This window comes from Paraburkholderia sp. NPDC080076 (genome assembly GCF_050281145.1).
Lineage (GTDB): Bacteria > Pseudomonadota > Gammaproteobacteria > Burkholderiales > Burkholderiaceae > Paraburkholderia.
The window spans coordinates 223,092-240,398 of record NZ_JBNNWQ010000009.1 but is presented as its reverse complement, the minus strand read 5'-3'; the positions used below and the strand labels follow the sequence as shown (position 1 = coordinate 240,398).

Here is a 17,307-nt window from a genome sequence, read left to right as displayed (position 1 = left end):
CGATGCGGTTCCGTTCCAGCGAGTGCGGAACATCGTTGGCTAAGTGTCGCTTGTCACGTGGCGCATGTCCATTCGTGGGACATAGCTGTCCAACCATTGGACTCGCGAGTGGCTTGCGGACAGATGTCGGCCCGGCCACCACCCTTTGGGGAAACATCAGATGAACTACCAGGAACTCGACAAGGAGATCGCCCACCTCGAACGTGTGTTCGGGATGATCTCCAGCAACGATCGCATTCCCTTGTCCTATTGGCACAATCGCCTGCGAAATTTGCCCAGGCCGACGTTGATGCCGACACAGCGCGAGCGTATCGCGCGGCTCGAGGAGACGCTGCGCTCGCTAAACCAAGCGGACGAAGCGCCGCTGCGTCCCACCGGTACGCGGTGGTAACCGGGCGGCCCGGAAGCCACCGCCGCCCTCGATGCTCGATTCACGCCGTCAACCAGTCAGGATCCGCGCGCCGAGCGCCAGCACGAGTGCCGGCACCATAACCAGCGCGCCCACCTTCAAAAACTTCATGAAGCTCACGTCTTCGCCCTCGCGGCGAATCGCGTTGAGCCACAGGATCGTTGCGAGTGAACCGGTGATGGACAGATTCGGGCCGAGGTCGACGCCGATCAGCAGCGCGTCGATCACACGCTCCGGGCTATGCGCCTGCATCACGGTCGAACTGGCGATCAGACCCGCCGGCAAGTTGTTCATCAGATTGCTGCCGATCGCGATGACGCTGCCTGCCCAGCCCGCCGTGGCCAGTTCGTGATGTTGCGCCGCGCGCTGCGTCAGTTCAGCCGCCGCCGTAATTACGCCGGTGTGATCGAGCATTTCGACGAGCACGAACAGCGCGGCCACCAGCGGCAGCACGCTCCACGAGATTTCGCGGATCATCGGCAGCGGCGACTTGCGCTCCAGAATCAGCACCACCAGCGCGGTCAGCGCGCCGAGTATCGCGGTCGGCATGCCGAGCGGAACATCGAACGCGGAGACCGTCAGCAGCGCGACGGCCGTCACCGCGATGCCCGCGAGCGCCACCTTGCCGCTCGACGAGAGCTCGACCGGCTCCAGATTCGCCTCGCAGGCGCCGGCGAGCGCGTCACGCTGGGTCCAGCGCAACATCACGTAGGTCGCGACAATCGACAGCAGCGAGGGCAGCGTGAAGCGCATCAGCCAGGCGCCGAGTGCGGGCGTGTGATTGCCGTACAGCACGATGTTGGCCGGATTCGAGATCGGCAGCACGAAGCTCGCCGCATTGGCGATGAACGCGCAGACGAACAGCAAGGGCAGCGGATGCGTCTTCGCCTTTTTGGCCGCGGCGAACACGGCCGGCGTGAGCACGACGGCGGTGGCGTCGTTCGAGAGAAACGCGGTGATCACCACGCCGACCAGGTAGACGAGCAGAAAGAGCTTGCGCGGCGAACCTTGGGCATGGTTGACCGCGAGCACGGCGACCCAGTCGAACAGGCCTTCACGGCGCCCCACTTCCGACAGCAGCATCATGCCGAAGAGAAACAGATAGACGTCGGTGCCCTTGCCGATCGCCTCGAGCGCCAGATGGACCGGCAACAGACCGAGCGAGACCAGCAGCAGCGCGCCGGCGACGGCCCACACGGCTTCGGGCCATTTGAACGGCCGCGTGATGACGCCCGCCGTGGCGGCGGCGGCGATACCCCAAGACAGGAAAATGGAATTCACGAAGTGAGCCCAGGATGATTGATGACGCGCGAGCGCGATGTCCGGCATGGCCGGGCGAACTCGCCCATGTTGCGGTGGCCGCAGGCGCTGATATAGCAAGTTGCGCGCCTATGGCCGTGCCGTTGCGTTCGCTTCATCCCACGCGGTTCACCGCCGCAATGCAATCGCGGCCGTTATCTTTGGCGCAGTACAACTGTGTATCCACCAGATTGACGAAGGCTACCGGATCGGCCGCCTCGACCGGAATCGTGGTGCCGACGCCGAAGCTGGCGGTCACCGTCTGGCGGAACGGCGAGCGCTCGTGCGCGATCTCTTCGGTCGCAATACGGTCGCGGCAACGCTCGGCCACCTGGCGGGCGGCGTCGGCGCCGGTGTTCGGCAGGATCAGCACAAACTCTTCCCCGCCGAAGCGGCCGACAAAGTCGCCCGGCCGCACCGCGCTGCTCAACACGCCGGCGACCCGCTTCAGGCACTCGTCGCCCTGCACGTGTCCGTAGTAGTCGTTGTAGGACTTGAAGAAGTCGATATCGACCATGATCAACGAGAGCGGCGCCGCATGACGCAACGCCGCGCTCCATTCGCGCTGCAGGCGCGCGTCGAACGCGCGGCGATTGCCGACGTCCGTCAGGCCGTCCACGAACGAGAGCGCCTCGAGTTCCCGTTGCAGCGCGGCCAGTTTCTCCTCGGTCTTCTTGCGCTCGCTGATATCGAACATGAAGCCGACCAACGACTCCACCTCGCCGCGCGCGTCACGCACCACATGCACCACGTCGCGCAGCCAGACGTATTCGCCCCGGCTCGTCAACGCGCGATAGTCCGCTTCGTGATCGGTGCCCGCCTGAGATTGGGCGACGCAGAATTCGACCACCTTCTCGCGGTCTTCGGGATGCATGCGCGCGGCCCAGTCCTGCACGGTTTTCCAGCTCGAGGGCGCCCAGCCCAGCAGGGCTTCGATCTGCGGGCCGATATAGGCGAACTCCATGGTCGCCCAATCGATCTTCCACGGAATCGCTTTGGTCGATTCGAGCAACGTGCGGTAGACAGCCGCGTCGTGCTCCATGTAGCCTTCCACCCCGGCCGCGGCAGTCGCCACGGGTGCCACCTCGTGGCGCAGAAAATCCGCGCCTAGCGCAATGTTGTTGTTTTCAATCCTGTTCATCGGTCTCGACTCTCCTGGCGGTTCAGCCGGCAAATTAACACAGTGGAGGACCTACCGGCCCATTACGGCCGCCGCGCCGCTTTATTCCGGCGACATTAGCGTCACGGATACAACAATCTGTTCCTTTCTCCCCGGCTATTCAGTTTTCATTGGCATCCCTACCATTCGCATTCACTTGCAATACCCGATAACCCACGAACGTTAAAGAATGAAATCCAGCCCCGTCCGTTCAGACCGCTACCACGGCGCCGCCATTGCCTTGCACTGGCTGATCGCGGCGTTGATCATCTGCGGCTTCTATATCGGCTGGATCATGACCGATATCCCCGGCTTCACGCCTACCAAGCTGAAGTATTTCTCCTGGCACAAGTGGATCGGCGTAACCGTATTTGTGCTCGCCGTGGCCCGCGTGCTGTGGCGCGCCACCCACCGCGCGCCGGCGCTCGACAGCGCCACGCCCGCATGGCAGAAGGCCGCCGCGCATCTGGTGCATGGCGTGCTGTACGTGCTGATGCTGGCGATTCCGCTGTCCGGCTACTTCTATAGTTCCGCCGCCGGCATTCAGGTGGTGTATCTCGGCATCGTGCCGCTGCCTACCTTCATCGGCCCGGATCAGGCGCTCAAGGCAAGTCTGCGCACGGTCCACGTGCTGCTCAATTACACCTTGCTCGCGCTGGTGGCGATGCATGTGGCGGCGGCGCTCAAGCATCAATTCGTCGATCGCGACGGATTGCTGGCCCGAATGATTCCGTTCCTCAAGTAACGGCAGACGATAGCCACACAGCAGCAGACAGCAGCAGACAGCCGGCGATTGGCTACGGCTTGTTGGCAATCTAATTCCCAGCGGTGCGCAATCAACGCACGCGGGTTCGATAGGATGCGTACCACCATGAAAGCAAACTTTTACCACTCCGTTCAACGCGTGACGCTCGCCGGCATCACGGCCTTTTCGCTGCTGGGCGCAAGCCTCGCGCATGCCGATGTCGACACGGGCAAGAGCAGCGTAATTGCCACCACGAAACAGATGAACGTGCCTGTAGACGGCAAGTTCAGGAAATTCTCGGCGCAACTGAATTTCGATCCGGCCAAGCCCACCGCGGGCAGCGCCAATGTGTCGATCGACACCGGCAGCTACGACCTCGGCGCCGACGACTACAACAAGCAGGCCCAAGGCAAGGAATGGTTCGACAGCGCAACCTTCCCGGCCGCAACCTTCGTCTCCAGCGCGATCGCGCCGGCCGGCGGCAACCAGTACAGGATCACCGGCAAGCTCACCATCAAGGGCAAGTCGCAAACCGTCGTAGTGCCGGTCACCATTGCCAGCCAGGGCGCCACGCAAACGTTCGACGGCGCGTTGCCGATCAAGCGCTCGCAATTCGACGTCGGTACTGGCGAATGGAAAGACACGTCGGTGGTCGCCGATGAAGTCGTCATCAAATTTCACATCGTCGCTTCGAAGAAATAACTCGACACGAAGCGTCACAGCACTTTCTGAAACCTGGAGAACAACTTGAAGAAACAACTTTTGCTCGCCGCAGGCGCGCTGGCCACTGCACTGTCGTTCAACGCGATGGCAGCCGATACGTATCAGCTCGACCCGACGCACACCTACCCGAGCTTCGAAACCGATCACTTCGGCGGCCTGTCCATCTGGCGCGGCAAGTTCAAGAAGAGCAGCGGCACCGTGGTGCTGGATCGCGCGGCGAAGACCGGCACGGTCGACGTGACGATCGACATGAGCTCGGTGGATATCGGCAACGACAAGCTCGACGCGGAACTGGTCACGGACAAGTTCTTCGACGCCGCGAAGTACCCGACCGCGACCTACAAGGGCACGCAGATCCGCTTCGACGGCGACAAGCCGGTGGAAGTGATCGGCACGCTGACGATGCACGGTATCACCAAGCCGGTCAATCTGAAGATCGAATCGTTCAAATGCATCATGAACCCGATGCTCAAGCGTGAAGTGTGCGGCACGGAATCGACCGCGACGTTCAATCGCGACGACTTCGGCGTCGACTTCGGCAAGACCTACGGCTTCAAGATGCAGACCACGCTGCACATTCAGGCCGAAGGCATCAAGCAGTAATTGCCTGCCGCCCGGACTCCCGGGTTTGCATCAGGCGGTTGCGGCAACCAGTCCCTCGACTTCCGTTGCCGCAACCCGCTCCCAACTCTCCACGCCAGCCCGTTTCTTCGCTCAGCCGCTCACCGGCGAGCCGAACGTGTCCGCGCTTTCCGTGTAAGTCCCCGTCTGCCGATTCGATGTCACCGTGATGCCGGGCGTCGGCGCGTCTTTCACCACGCTCGTGCGGTTAGCGGAAACCAGCGTCGGCGCATTGGCAGACTCAACGGCCGTGTACGGGGTGAACTACCGCTTCTGAGCGGTCCTGACGGCGGCGGAGCAAGGTACTATTACGGTTTGACCGTCGTCGTCAGCCGTTTTTTGCCATCCCATGAGTTCTGCAAGCCGCCACATCGCGCACCTCGACATGGACGCGTTCTACGCGTCCGTCGAGCTTTTGCGCTATCCGGAACTACGAGGCCAGGCGGTGGTGATCGGCGGCGGCCGCAATGGCATACCGCAAACGCTCGAAGACGGCACCCGCCGCTTCGCGAAGCTGCGCGATTACGCGGGCCGCGGCGTGGTGACCACCTCCACTTACGAAGCGCGCGCGCTCGGCGTGTTCTCCGCCATGGGCATGATGAAGGCCGCCGTGCTCGCGCCGGATGCGATCCTGCTGCCCACCGACTTCGACTCCTATCGCCACTATTCGCGCCTGTTCAAGGCGGCGGTCGCCACGTTCACCGAGCGCATCGAAGATCGCGGCATCGACGAAATCTATATCGATCTGACCGAACTGCCGGGCGAGCCGCGCGAGATCGCCGCGCGCATCAAGCAGGCGGTCAATCAGGCCACCGGCCTCACCTGCTCCATTTGCGTGGCGCCGAACAAGCTGCTCGCGAAGATCGGCTCCGAACTCGACAAACCCGACGGCCTCACCATCCTCACGCCCGCTGACATTCCCTTGCGCGTCTGGCCGCTGCCGGTGCGCAAGGTCAACGGCATCGGACCTAAGGCCGCGGAGAAGCTGACCGCGCTCGGTCTCGCCACCGTCGGCGATCTGGCGGCGGCGGACGCGGGGCTCTTGCAGGATCACTTCGGGCGCAGCTACTCGGCGTGGCTCATGCAGGTCGCGCAAGGCCACGACGAGCGGCCGGTGGTCGTCGAATCGGAGCCCAAGTCGATGAGCCGCGAGACGACCTTCGAGCGCGATCTGCATCCGCGTCACGACCGGCCCGCGCTATCGAGTTCATTTACCGGCTTGTGCGTGCGGGTGGCGGAAGATCTGGTGCGCAAGGGCTACGTGGGGCGGACCGTGGGCATCAAATTGCGTTACGACGATTTCCGCACGGTCACGCGCGATCTGACGCTGGACGTGCCGACCGCCGACGCCGCCGAGATCCGGCGCGCGGCGACCGAATGCCTGCGCAGAGTGGAATTGAACCGCAAGCTGCGGCTCCTCGGCGTGCGCGTCAGTGCGTTGACGCCGGCCAACGCGCTGACACCGCCGCGACGTCTGCCGGTTCAGGCCGACTTGCCCTTCACCAGCGACGAATAACCGGTTCCCTCGGCCGCCGCGCTCGTGTTCGAGCGCGCCGCCGGCACGCCGGCTTCGAGCGGCGAGACCGCCGCAACCGAGAACGCAAAGGTGTTGATGCCGTGCGCGCTTTGCGCCGACACGGTGCCGCTATGCATCTCCGCAATCGCTTTCACGATCGCCAGACCCAGCCCGTGGTTTTCGCGGCTGTTCGTGCGCGAGACCTCGGCGCGATAGAAGCGGTCGAACAGATGTTCGAGCACGTCCGGCGCGATCGGCTCGCCGGGGTTGGCCACCGCGACGCGCACCTGATCCCGATCGCTCACGATCGTCACGCTGATCTCGGCGCCCGGCTCGCAGTGCTGGATCGCGTTCATCAACAGATTCGTGCAGGCGCGGCCGAACAGCGAGCGGTTCACGCGCGCCATGGCGTCGCCGCGCAATTGCGCATGCACCCGCGCTTCTTCGAGCGGTATCTCCAGAAACTCCAGCGTATGCGCGACTTCCGCGGCCAGTGACACGTCGATGAGGCCTGTCGCGCGCTCGCCCTGATCGGCGCGGGCGAGGAACAGCATGTCGTTGATGATCGCCCGCATGCGCTCGAATTCTTCGAGATTCGATTGCAACGTATGGCGCAGATCGTCGACCGAGCGATTGCGTGTCAACGCCACCTCCGTCTGGCCGATCAGAATCGTCACCGGCGTGCGCAGTTCATGGGCCACGTCGGCATTGAACGATTCGAGGCGGCCATACGCGCCGTCAAGCCGCTCCAACGCACCGTTGAAGGAGTTGGCCAGGTCGTTCAGTTCGAGCGGCAGCGAGGCGGTATTCAGACGCTGCGAGCGGTTGTTCGGGCTCACCGCGGAAGCGTCGCGCGTGAGGCGCGTGAGCGGCGCGAGGCCGAGCCGCGTGACCGAATAGCTGAGCAACAGGACGCCGAGGCTGCCCAGCGCCGACAGCGCGGCAAGCGCGAAGCCGAACACGCGCATGGTGCGCACATTGGGCGAATAGCTCGCGGCCACCTGCAATTGCACTGCCGGACGCGCGCCGTAGGCTGGAATCGTGGCCGTGGAGGTCAGCATGTCCTGGCCGCCGCCGGCCGGCGTCACGCGCGCATAGCCGCCCGCCCAGCTCGTGACCACCGAACCGTCGACCGGTGTGCCGTAATGGAAATACGGATCGGGACTCGACACCGCATACACGGTGCTGCCATCGTGCGGCGTCATGTCGGTGAGCTTTTCGCGCGCCATGCGCCATTTTTCCGGCGTCACGGCGTGATACACGATGATGCGCGCGATCTGCGTGCGGTCGTCGAGCGACTCGCGCAGATGGTGTTCGAGCTGCGTGCGCAGCACGAGAAAGAGCCCCGTGCCGACCAGCGTGAACACGAATAGCGCGACGAACGCGAACATCAACGCGAGGCGCCGGGCTATCGAGCGGTTCATGATTGCTCCGCCTCTTCCCGCACTTCGAGCACGTAACCCATGCCGCGCACGGTGTGCAGCAGTTTGGAGGGGAACGGGCCGTCGAGCTTGGCGCGCAATCGTTTGATCGCGGTCTCGACCACGTTGGTATGGCTGTCGAAATTGACGTCCCAGACCAATTCGGTAATGGCCGTCTTCGACAGAATGTCGCCTTGCCGGCGCGCCAGCACGCTGAGCAACTGAAATTCTTTCGCGGTCAGGTCGAGCCGCACGCCGTCGCGGGTCGCGCGCCGGCCGATCAGATCGACGAACAGATCGCCGACGGAAATCAGCGTCGACTCCTGCGAGCGGGTGCGGCGCGCGAGAGCATGCAGCCGCTCGACCAGCTCGAGGAACGAAAAGGGTTTGGTGAGATAGTCGTCCGCGCCTTCGCGCAGGCCGCGCACGCGGTCGTTCACGTGATCGCGCGCGGTGAGCATGATGACCGGCGTGGACTTGCGCATACGCAGCGCCTTCAGCACGCTGAAGCCGTCGCGTTTGGGCAGCATCACGTCGAGAACGATCACGTCGTAATCGAATTCGGTGGCCAGATGCATGCCTTCCTCGCCGTCGAGCGCGACGTCGACGACCCAGCCCTGCTCTGTCAAACCGGAGCGCAGGTAGTCCACCACCTTGTGCTCGTCTTCAACAATCAGCAATTTCATGCGCGTCCCCTTGTATGTGCATTATACGAAACGCCTTGCAATCTTCTTGCGCACCGCCGCGTGCCCCTGTTGCTTCATGATCCGGTAGCTCACCGCGCGGGAGCCATCGCCTCCTTCGTGTCGTTCGGCTGCGCGCCCATGGGCGTATTCGGCATGTCCGCGCCGACGTCCCAGCCGCCGCCGAGTGCCTTCACGAGCGAGACCGACAGCGTCATCTGCTGGCCGTGAATCTGCACGTCCTGGCGCTCGCTGGTGAGCAGTTGCTGTTGCGCGGTGATCACGTCGAGGTAAGCGACGAGGCCGCCCGAATAGCGGTCGTTGGCGAGCGCCAGCAGATGCTGCGCGTCGGTGACGGCCTCGCTCGACTGCTTCGCCGCGCCGTCCAGCACGGAGAGTCCGGTGATGCCGTCCTGCACCTGCTGGAACGCGGTGAGCACGGTCTGGCGGTAGTTCGCCTCGGTGGCCTTGTAGCCTTCGCTCGCGAACTTCACGTTGGCCGCGCGGCGGCCGCCGTCGAACAATACCTGGCCGACCGCCGCGCCGAGCGTCCACATCAGCGTGGGCGCGCTCAACAGGCTGGCGAACTGTGTGCTTTCCCAACCGATGCTCGGCGCCAGCGTGAGGCTCGGGAAAAATGCCGCCTTGGCGACGCCGATCTGCGCATTCGCCGCGGCCATCGCGCGCTCCGCAGAGGCGACATCCGGCCGCCGCTGCAACACGTCGCTGGGCACGCCGAGCGGGATCGACGGCACTTTCGCATCGAGCACCTTCGGTTCGATCGCGAACTGCGGCGCGGGCACGCCGACCAGCGCGGCGATCGCATGCTCGAACTGCGCGCGTTGGTTAAGCAGCAGTTGCGCCTGCACACGCGTCGAGTCGAGCAGCGATTTCTGTTGCAGCACGTCGAGCCCCGACACCGAACCGAGATCGTGCTCGGTCGTCACGTAGTCGAGCGCCTTCTGCTGCAGTTTCACCGACTGATTCAGCACGTCGATCTCGGCGTCGAGTTCGCGCAGCGAGAAATAGTCGGTGGCGAGATCGGTGGTCAGCACGAGCCGCGCGTTGGCGAGGTCGTCGGCCGACTGCTGCGCGGAAGCCGCCGCGCCTTCCACCTCACGACGTATCCGGCCGAATAGATCGGTGTCGTAGTTGATGGTGGGGCCGAGCTGCACACTGTTCTGCACCGTCGACGTCGTGGGCGTGCCGTAATTCGTCTGCGGACGGTTCTGCGAAATCCGGAAGCGCGATGCCTGCGCCGCGAAATCGACTTCGGGAATCTGCTGCGCGCGGTTGTTCGCGAGCGTCGCCCGCGCCTGCTCGTAATGCGCGCTGGCCGCCAGCAGCGTCTGATTCTGCGCGAGCCCCTGCGTTTCCAGCGTGGCGAGCGTCGGATCGCTGAACGCCCTCCACCAGTCCGGCGAAATCGGTGCATGAGACGGTACGGCCACGCGCCAGTACGAATCGGTTTGCCAGGTGGGCGGCACTTCGGCCTGCGGCCGCTGATAGTCCGGCCCGACCGTGCACGCGGCCAGCAGCGCCGCGCCTGCCAGCGTCGTCAGTGCACGGCATGTGGCCACGTGCCTCACGACGCCCCCTTGCCGTTGGCCTGCGGCTGCTGGATCTGCACGTGATCGCCGTCCGCGATCGAATCGCTCGGGTTGATGATGATCTTGTCGCTGGCCTCGATGCCGCTTTCGATTTCGAGCGACTGGCCGAGATCCTGCGCGATCACGATCTTGTGCAACTGCACGTTGCCGTTCGCATCGACCACCGCAACCCGCGGGCCTTCAGCGCGAAACAGCAAGGCGTTGCCCGGCACCATCAATCGCGCGTGCGCAACCGCCGGCAGCGCGACCTGGACATACGCGCCGGGCCGCAGCTTGTCGTCCGGATTCGGCAGTGTCACTTCGACCTGCAGCGAACGGGTGGGCACGTCGATCGCGCCGGAAATATGCGTGATCGTGCCGTGGAATTGCTGGCCCGGCAGTTCGGCCTGCGTCACCACCACCTTCTGTCCCACCGACACGTTCTGCGCATACGCCTGCGGCAACTGCACATAGACGCGCAGCGGGTCCGACTGCGCGAGCGCGAAGAGCGCGCGGCTCGTGCCGCTGCCCGCGTCGATCAGGTCGCCGACATCCACGTTGCGCTGCGTGACCACACCCGCGAACGGCGCGACGATGCGCTTGAACGATTCCAGCTGCTGCAGGCGCTTGACGTTGGCGTCGGCGGCGGCGAGGTTGGCCACGTCTTGCGTGTACGTGCTCTGCCGTTCGTCGAGTTCCTGTTGCGAGACCGCATCGCGCTGACGCAGTTGCTGCCAACGGTCCAGCGAGCTCCTGGCAAGGCCGAGGCTCGAACTGGTTTGCTGGCGCTGCGCCAATGCCTGCGCGAGTTCCTGATCGATTTCCGGCGTGTCCAGATCGGCGAGCAGTTGACCCTGCTTCACACGCGTGCCGATATCCGCGTACCAGTGCAACAGATAACCGGTGGAGCGCGCGTAAATCGGCGATTCGACGTAGCCGCGCAGCGTACCCGGCAGCAAAGTATTGCCGCCGCCTTCGGTCTGCGTCGGACTCACCACGTTCACATACTGCGTCGCGTTCTGCCTGGTGGTCTCCGCCACCGAACGGTTTTGCATCATGTTCGCAACCACGGTGCGCAAGGCCCCGACGGCGAGCAGTGCCAGCACGATCCACACGGCGATCTTGGCGCGTTTCCATTCGCGATGGCGCGGCGGCAAGGCGTGGCCGCCTTCGGTCTCTCGCGCCGGAATCGCTAGCGATGCATGAGTTTTTTCGGTCATCTCAGTCAGCCATCATTTAACTTTACGCGGGCTTGCCGGCGCCGCCGTGCCCGGGCGCGGGGCCGTCGTGGCCGTCGCCGTGGGAACCATTGTGGTTTGCGTCGCCGTCGTCACCATCGTCGCGGTGACGGCGCGCAAGGCGGGAGTGAATCGCCGCGAACACCAGCGGCACGAAAAACAGCGTAGACACGGTGGCGAACAGCAAGCCGCCGATCACCGCGCGGCCGAGCGGCGCATTCTGCTCGGCGCCTTCGCCGAGACCGAGCGCCATCGGAATCATGCCGATGATCATCGCGAAGGCGGTCATCAGCACCGGCCTGATCCGGCTTGCACCGGCTTCGAGCGCGGCGGTCAACGGCGGTGCGCCGGCGGAAAGGCGCTGGCGCGCGAACGCCACCATCAGAATACTGTTGGCGGTGGCCACGCCCATGGTCATGATCGCGCCCGTCAACGCCGGCACACTCAGGTGCGTGCCGGTCAGAAACAGCATCCACACAATGCCCGCCAACGCCGCGGGCAACGCGCTGACGATGATCAGCGGATCGACCCACGACTGGAAATTCACCACGATCAACAGGTACACCAGCACGATCGCCATCGCCACGCCGATCCCAAGACCGAAGAACGAACTGCGCATGGTCTGCACCTGGCCGCGCACGGTAATCTGACTGCCGCGCGGCAGCGACGCACGCACGTTGTCCACCAGCTTGTCGACCTGATTCGCCACACTGCCGAGGTCGCGCTTCTCGACGCTCACATAGAGATCGATCACCGGCCTGATGTTGTAATGCGTGACTTCCGCGAACTGCGTCCGCGGCGTGACCCGCACCAGATTGCCGAGCAATTGGGTCGGGCCGGTGGTCGAGCCCGACACCGGTGTGCGCAATAGCTCATCGATCGACGACACCTGATACTGCGGCGTCTGCACCGCCACGTTGTATTCCACGCCGTTGCGATTGTTGAACCAGAAACCCGGCGAGGTTTGCGAACTGCCCGACAACGAAATGAGCACGTTTTGCGCCACGTTGCTCGCGCTCAGATTGAGTTGCTGAAGCCGTGTGCGATCCATCTGAAGATTGATCGCCGGTTCATCCAGTTTCTGCTGGATGTGCGTGTCCACCGTGCCGGGAATCATGCGCACCTGTTTCAGCAGCTTGCGCGCAATGTCGAAGTTGCCCTCCTGATTCGCGCCGGAAATCTGCACGTCCACGGCAGCAGGCAGGCCGAAGTTGAGAATCTGCGTGACGATGTCGGCGGGCTGAAAGAAAAACTCGACGCCCGGAAAACGCTGCGGCAGGATCGCGCGCAGTTTGTCCATGTAGATCTGCGTGGGCTTGTGATCTTCATTGAGCGCCACCTGGATCTCGCCGTCAAGCGTACCGATCGTACCCGCATTGCTGTACGAGAGATTGATGCCGCTATAGGGCAAACCGAGGTTGTCGAGAATCGTGCCGAGTTCTTTTTGCGGCACGACTTCGCGAATCACTTTTTCGACTTCGTCGGCAAGACGCGCGGTTTCCTCGATGCGGGTGCCGGTCGGCGCACGCATATGCAGGCGAATGTCGCCGGCGTCCACGCTCGGGAAGAAATCTTCGCCGAGCACGAAAATCAGGCCCATCGAGACGACGCAAAAGCCGAGGAACACGCTGCCGAACATGCCACGCCGCACCAGCAAGCTGCTGAGAATCATGATGTAGCCGGCGCGCATGCGCTCGAAACCACGATCGAAGCGATGATAGAGGCGCATGAACAGATTCGGCTTCGCGCCCTGCTTCGGCTTGTGCGCGTGACCCATCAGCAGCATCGCGAGGGTCGGCACCAGCGTACGCGACAGAACGTACGAAGCCAGCATCGCGAACACCACGGCTTCGGCGAGCGGCACGAACAGATAACGCGCCACGCCGGTCAGGAAGAACATCGGCACGAACACGATACAGATACATAGCGTGGACACCAGCGCGGGAATCGCGATTTCGCCCGCGCCGTCGAGAATCGCATCGTGCAGATTCGTGCCCATATGCAGATGCCGTTCGATGTTCTCGATCGTCACCGTGGCATCGTCCACCAGAATCCCGACCGCCAGCGCGAGACCGCCGAGCGTCATGATATTGATGGTCTGTCCGAGCGCATGCAGCGCGATCAGCGAGGACAGGATCGACAGCGGAATCGAGATCGCGATGATGCAGGTGCTGCGCCAGTTGCCGAGGAACAGCAGAATCATCGCGGCGGTCAGCGCGGCGGCAACCAGCGCTTCGCGCACCACGCCCTGCACCGCCGCTTTCACGAACACCGACTGATCGAATAGCGCGGTGATCTTCAGATCCGGCGGCAAGGCGGCTTGCGCGTTCGGCAGCAGGCCGCGCAGCGTATTGACGATGGAAAGCGTCGACGCACTGCCGTTCTTGAGCACCGACATCAGCACGCCGCGATGGCCGTCCTGCCGCACGATATTGGTTTGCGGCGAGTAGCCGTCACGCACGTGCGCGACCTCGCGCAGATACGTCGTCGCACCGTTGAGCGTGCGCACCGGAATATCGTTGAGCCCTTCCAACGTGGCGGGCGAGCCGTTCATGTTGATCGTGTATTCCTTCGGTCCGATCTTCGCCGTGCCGGTCGGCAGAATCAGGTTTTGCGCGTTGAACGCGCTGACCACATCGGATGGCGTCAGCCCCTTGGCGAGCAACGCGCGCGTGTCCAGGTCGACCGAAATCAGCCGCGATTTACCGCCGTAGGGGTACGGCACGGCCGCGCCGGGAATCGTCACGAGCTGCGGACGCAGGAAGTTCAGCGCCGTGTCGTTGAGCGCCTGTTCGGAGAGCTTCGGGCTCGACAGGCCGAGCTGGATCACCGGAATACTGGAGGCCGAGTAGCTGATCACCAGCGGCGGCGTCGCGCCTGGCGGCATCTGCTTGACCTGCGCCTGTTCGACGGCCACCGTCTGCGCGATCGCGGTCTGGATGTTCGCATTCGGCTGCAGGAACACCTTCAGGATCGTGATGCCCGCGAGCGACTGCGATTCGATGTGCTCGATGTCGTTGACCGTGGTAGTCAGACTGCGCTCGTTCACCGACGTGATGCGGTTGGCCATGTCTTCGGCCGACAAGCCCGTGTAGGTCCAGATGATACTGACCACCGGAATATTGATCTCCGGCAGCACGTCGACCGGTGTGGTCAACAGCACGAATGGCGTCGCCAGCAAAATCAGAATGGCCATCACGATGAACGTGTATGGCCGTTTAAGCGCAACGTTGACGATCCACATGAAACGCGCCCGAATGAATGCAGGTAAGGGATGGGTGAATCAGCGCTTATGCTAGATCGGTAGCACCAACGCCTGCATGGCGCGAAAATGGCGGAATTGTCAGGAAGGCTAATGTAAGGAAAAACAGTGCTTGAACTGCGGGACGGTTTGCTGAAGAGCAAACGTTTGATGAGCGAAGATAGCCGAGGTTGAGGCGTCGGTTCAACGCGATGTCACGCGAGAGCATCACGAAACATCGCATCGATTGATTTGCGCGAAGCAAATACTTCACGCATATTGAAAGCTTAGTCGATCACGGCCGATTTGCCATGTCGCTGTCAGCGTTACTTCGCAAACAACGCCGACATATCCGCAAACGCCTTGAATTCCAGCGCATTGCCCGACGGGTCGAGGAAGAACATGGTCGCCTGCTCGCCCACTTCGCCCTTGAAGCGCACGTGCGGCTCGATGATGAAATCAATGCCGGCCGCCTGCAGCTTGTCCGCGGCGGCCTGCCATTGCGCCATCGAGAGCACCGCGCCGAAGTGACGGACCGGCACGGCGTCGCCGTCGACCTTGCTGGTGTGGCGGTGGCCAATTTCCTCGGGCGCGAGGTGCGCGACGATCTGATGACCGTAGAAATTGAAATCGACCCACGCGTCCGAGCTGCGTCCTTCCGGACAGCCTAGCAGTTCGCCGTAAAACTCGCGCGCGGCGGCAAGGCTATGAACAGGGAACGCCAGATGGAACGGCGGCAAGGCGGTAGCGGCAACGCTCATGATGGGGAAACTCGCTGATTGGAATTGGGTTGAACATGCATGCGCCTTGAAGGCCACACGCGTGAGGCAAAGTTTAACCATGATTAAAAATGGTGAAAAACGATATATATTTGATCTCACCATCACCAAAATCGATCAATCGATCATGCTGAGCGAACTCAAGACTTTTATCGCTGTGAGCCAGTACGGCACGTTTTCCGGCGCGGGCGCGCGCATCGGCCTGACGCAATCCGCCGTGAGCGCCCAGATGCAGCGGCTCGAAGAGGAACTCGGCTTCGCGCTGTTCGACCGCACCGGCCGCTCCGCCACGCTCAACGACGCCGGCCGTGAAACGCTCGCGCTCGCCGAGGAAATGATGACGCTCTACGCGCGGCTCTCCGAACGTGGCGCGGTCGCGGCGGAAAGCGGCATGCTGCGGGTGGGTGCCATCGCGTCCGCGCAAGTGTCGTTTCTCGCCGACGCGCTCGCGCGCTTTCGCGACGACCGTCCCGGCTGGCGCATTCGCGTCGTGCCCGGCGTGTCGCTGGGCTTGCTGGGGCAAGTGGATTCCGGCGAACTGGACCTGGCCGTCGTCATCAAACCACCCTTCGCGCTGCCGTCCGAACTCGAATGGCGCACGCTCGTCACCGAGCCGTTCGTGCTGCTCGTGCCCAAGGCGCTTGCGCGCGGCAAGGGCGAGGCGCGGTCCTGGCGCGAACTGCTGCGCAGCGAGCCGTTTATCCGCTACGACCGCACCTCGTTCGGCGGCAGGCTGGTCGACCGGTTTCTGCGGCGCTCGCGGCTGAACGTGCACGACGTGATCGAACTGGACGAATTGCAAGGGATCGTGCAACTGGTCGCACGCGGCATCGGCGTGGCGCTGCTTCCGAATAGCGCGGGACTCGGCAAGTGGCCAGCCGGGGTCGTCGCGCTCGAACTCGGCGAGGCGACGTTTCAGCGGGAGATCGGCCTTGTGCAGCGCCCGCGGCATAGCCGGCAGGCGGTGGCGGGTGCGCTCGCCGACTGCATCGGCGCGGCGGCGGGTGCGTGAGCCGGCAGGCGCCTGCGTGATTGTGCTGTTGCCGGAACAGTCAACTGTATCTGTGAGATTCGGCCTGCCGAGCGCAAAATCCCCGTTCGCGCGACGCTTCGTGACGTTCGCGCCTTTACCCCTGTGCGCACCGAGCCGCACACCTTGCCCGCCGCCGAGGTCCAGCCCATGATCGCCAGCACCTTCCTCACCGCCGATGTTTTGATCGCCTACAGCGCCTACTTCGTCGGTACGGCGAGCCCCGGGCCGAGCAATCTGGCGATCATGTCACTGGCGATGAGCTCGGGCCGCCGCTCCGCGTTGACCTTCGCGCTCGGCGTGGTGTCGGGTTCATTCTTCTGGGCGCTGCTGGCGTCGCTGGGTTTGTCGGCGGTACTCGCCACTTATTCGGAATGTCTGGTGGCGATCAAGATCGCCGGCGGCCTGTATCTGCTGTGGCTCGGCTTCAAATCGGCACGCTCCGCGTTTCGTCCCAAGGCGCTGCCCACGGGCACCGCGCGCGCGGACGAAGCGCTCAAGCGCCTCTATCTGCGCGGCCTGCTGCTGCATCTCACCAATCCGAAAGCGATTCTGGTCTGGCTGTCGATCGTCTCGCTGGCCATGTCGCCGGCCGGCGGCGCCTCGCACACCACGCCGGTGGTGCTCGGCTGCATGTGCATCGGCGTATCGGTGTTCAGCAGCTACGCGGTGCTGTTTTCGACCGCTTCGGCACGGCGCATCTACTCGGCGATCCGCCGCTGGCTCGATGGGTCCCTCGCGATCATGTTCGGCATTGCCGGCATCAAGCTGCTGACTTCGAAAACCTGAGCGCGCCTGGAAACGCCCGCCGCTCTGCGATACTGTCGCCGTGACGATTGAAGTGGATAGACGAA

General features: G+C 63.6%; 15 protein-coding genes. 7 read left to right on the top strand and 8 right to left on the bottom strand.

The features are described from left to right. Positions 1 to 160 precede the first annotated feature (160 nt). Positions 161 to 391 carry a hypothetical protein gene (locus tag ACQKRQ_RS30935; protein WP_427481313.1) on the top strand — a complete coding sequence of 77 codons (231 nt, stop codon included), beginning with the start codon at positions 161 to 163 and terminating at the stop codon, positions 389 to 391. A 48-nt stretch (positions 392 to 439) separates the two neighbouring features. On the opposite strand, the gene ACQKRQ_RS30930 is transcribed toward ACQKRQ_RS30935, so the two are convergent. Continuing rightward, positions 440 to 1,690, bottom strand: a complete 1,251-nt coding sequence (locus ACQKRQ_RS30930) for an arsenic transporter (protein ID WP_427481312.1) — start codon at positions 1,688 to 1,690, stop codon at positions 440 to 442. A 133-nt stretch (positions 1,691 to 1,823) separates the two neighbouring features. Beyond that, positions 1,824 to 2,849 (bottom strand): GGDEF domain-containing protein, encoded by a 1,026-nt coding sequence (locus ACQKRQ_RS30925; protein ID WP_427481311.1) that lies wholly within the window; start codon positions 2,847 to 2,849, stop codon positions 1,824 to 1,826. 208 nt (positions 2,850 to 3,057) lie between these two features. Between ACQKRQ_RS30925 and ACQKRQ_RS30920 the strand changes: the two genes are divergently transcribed. The 4 genes from ACQKRQ_RS30920 (at position 3,058) to dinB (ending at position 6,472) form a co-directional block, all read left to right on the top strand. Further along, positions 3,058 to 3,612, top strand: coding sequence for a cytochrome b (locus ACQKRQ_RS30920; protein ID WP_132382474.1), 555 nt, complete (start codon positions 3,058 to 3,060; stop codon positions 3,610 to 3,612). A 126-nt stretch (positions 3,613 to 3,738) separates the two neighbouring features. Then, on the top strand, positions 3,739 to 4,314 hold the full coding sequence (locus ACQKRQ_RS30915; RefSeq protein WP_427481310.1) for a YceI family protein: 576 nt from the start codon (positions 3,739 to 3,741) through the stop codon (positions 4,312 to 4,314). Positions 4,315 to 4,359: 45 nt separating this feature from the next. Further along, positions 4,360 to 4,938 (top strand): YceI family protein, encoded by a 579-nt coding sequence (locus ACQKRQ_RS30910; RefSeq protein WP_132382471.1) that lies wholly within the window; start codon positions 4,360 to 4,362, stop codon positions 4,936 to 4,938. A 367-nt stretch (positions 4,939 to 5,305) separates the two neighbouring features. After that, positions 5,306 to 6,472 (top strand): DNA polymerase IV, encoded by a 1,167-nt coding sequence (gene dinB / locus ACQKRQ_RS30905; protein ID WP_427481309.1) that lies wholly within the window; start codon positions 5,306 to 5,308, stop codon positions 6,470 to 6,472. On the opposite strand, the gene ACQKRQ_RS30900 is transcribed toward dinB, so the two are convergent. From ACQKRQ_RS30900 to ACQKRQ_RS30875, 6 genes are all read right to left on the bottom strand, one after another. After that, positions 6,439 to 7,896 (bottom strand): heavy metal sensor histidine kinase, encoded by a 1,458-nt coding sequence (locus tag ACQKRQ_RS30900; RefSeq protein WP_427481308.1) that lies wholly within the window; start codon positions 7,894 to 7,896, stop codon positions 6,439 to 6,441. The two genes, dinB and ACQKRQ_RS30900, sit on opposite strands and share 34 nt — an antisense overlap. After that, the gene (locus tag ACQKRQ_RS30895; protein ID WP_007176723.1) at positions 7,893 to 8,579 is read right to left on the bottom strand and encodes a heavy metal response regulator transcription factor; all 687 of its coding nucleotides are present in this window, start codon (positions 8,577 to 8,579) and stop codon (positions 7,893 to 7,895) included. The genes ACQKRQ_RS30900 and ACQKRQ_RS30895 overlap by 4 nt, the downstream gene beginning before the upstream one ends. A gap of 89 nt (positions 8,580 to 8,668) precedes the next feature. Beyond that, a complete protein-coding gene (locus tag ACQKRQ_RS30890) occupies positions 8,669 to 10,165 on the bottom strand; it encodes an efflux transporter outer membrane subunit (RefSeq protein WP_427481307.1) in 1,497 nt (498 codons plus the stop codon). Continuing rightward, positions 10,162 to 11,385 carry an efflux RND transporter periplasmic adaptor subunit gene (locus tag ACQKRQ_RS30885; protein WP_427481306.1) on the bottom strand — a complete coding sequence of 408 codons (1,224 nt, stop codon included), beginning with the start codon at positions 11,383 to 11,385 and terminating at the stop codon, positions 10,162 to 10,164. The genes ACQKRQ_RS30890 and ACQKRQ_RS30885 overlap by 4 nt, the downstream gene beginning before the upstream one ends. A 22-nt stretch (positions 11,386 to 11,407) precedes the next feature. Beyond that, entirely contained in the window at positions 11,408 to 14,647 is a 3,240-nt protein-coding gene (locus tag ACQKRQ_RS30880; protein WP_132382462.1) for an efflux RND transporter permease subunit, read from the bottom strand. Positions 14,648 to 14,970: 323 nt separating this feature from the next. Beyond that, positions 14,971 to 15,405, bottom strand: a complete 435-nt coding sequence (locus ACQKRQ_RS30875) for a VOC family protein (protein ID WP_132382460.1) — start codon at positions 15,403 to 15,405, stop codon at positions 14,971 to 14,973. 145 nt (positions 15,406 to 15,550) lie between these two features. Between ACQKRQ_RS30875 and ACQKRQ_RS30870 the strand changes: the two genes are divergently transcribed. Together ACQKRQ_RS30870 and ACQKRQ_RS30865 are read left to right on the top strand one after the other, a co-directional pair. Continuing rightward, entirely contained in the window at positions 15,551 to 16,435 is an 885-nt protein-coding gene (locus tag ACQKRQ_RS30870) for a LysR family transcriptional regulator (RefSeq protein WP_408177095.1), read from the top strand. Positions 16,436 to 16,603: 168 nt separating this feature from the next. Further along, positions 16,604 to 17,242: a LysE family translocator gene (locus tag ACQKRQ_RS30865; RefSeq protein WP_132382456.1), complete on the top strand. Its 639-nt coding sequence runs from the start codon at positions 16,604 to 16,606 to the stop codon at positions 17,240 to 17,242. The last annotated feature ends 65 nt before the right edge of the window (positions 17,243 to 17,307 follow it).

Excerpts from the sequence above, each read along its gene's own strand:
- ACQKRQ_RS30935 (WP_427481313.1), top strand. The coding sequence starts at position 161 with ATGAACTACCAGGAACTCGACAAGGAGATCGCCCACCTCGAACGTGTG.
- ACQKRQ_RS30925 (WP_427481311.1), bottom strand. The coding sequence starts at position 2,849 with ATGAACAGGATTGAAAACAACAACATTGCGCTAGGCGCGGATTTTCTG.
- ACQKRQ_RS30920 (WP_132382474.1), top strand. The coding sequence starts at position 3,058 with ATGAAATCCAGCCCCGTCCGTTCAGACCGCTACCACGGCGCCGCCATT.
- ACQKRQ_RS30915 (WP_427481310.1), top strand. The coding sequence starts at position 3,739 with ATGAAAGCAAACTTTTACCACTCCGTTCAACGCGTGACGCTCGCCGGC.
- dinB (WP_427481309.1), top strand. The coding sequence starts at position 5,306 with ATGAGTTCTGCAAGCCGCCACATCGCGCACCTCGACATGGACGCGTTC.
- ACQKRQ_RS30900 (WP_427481308.1), bottom strand. The coding sequence starts at position 7,896 with ATGAACCGCTCGATAGCCCGGCGCCTCGCGTTGATGTTCGCGTTCGTC.
- ACQKRQ_RS30895 (WP_007176723.1), bottom strand. The coding sequence starts at position 8,579 with ATGAAATTGCTGATTGTTGAAGACGAGCACAAGGTGGTGGACTACCTG.
- ACQKRQ_RS30885 (WP_427481306.1), bottom strand. The coding sequence starts at position 11,385 with ATGACCGAAAAAACTCATGCATCGCTAGCGATTCCGGCGCGAGAGACC.
- ACQKRQ_RS30880 (WP_132382462.1), bottom strand. The coding sequence starts at position 14,647 with ATGTGGATCGTCAACGTTGCGCTTAAACGGCCATACACGTTCATCGTG.
- ACQKRQ_RS30875 (WP_132382460.1), bottom strand. The coding sequence starts at position 15,405 with ATGAGCGTTGCCGCTACCGCCTTGCCGCCGTTCCATCTGGCGTTCCCT.
- ACQKRQ_RS30870 (WP_408177095.1), top strand. The coding sequence starts at position 15,551 with ATGCTGAGCGAACTCAAGACTTTTATCGCTGTGAGCCAGTACGGCACG.
- ACQKRQ_RS30865 (WP_132382456.1), top strand. The coding sequence starts at position 16,604 with ATGATCGCCAGCACCTTCCTCACCGCCGATGTTTTGATCGCCTACAGC.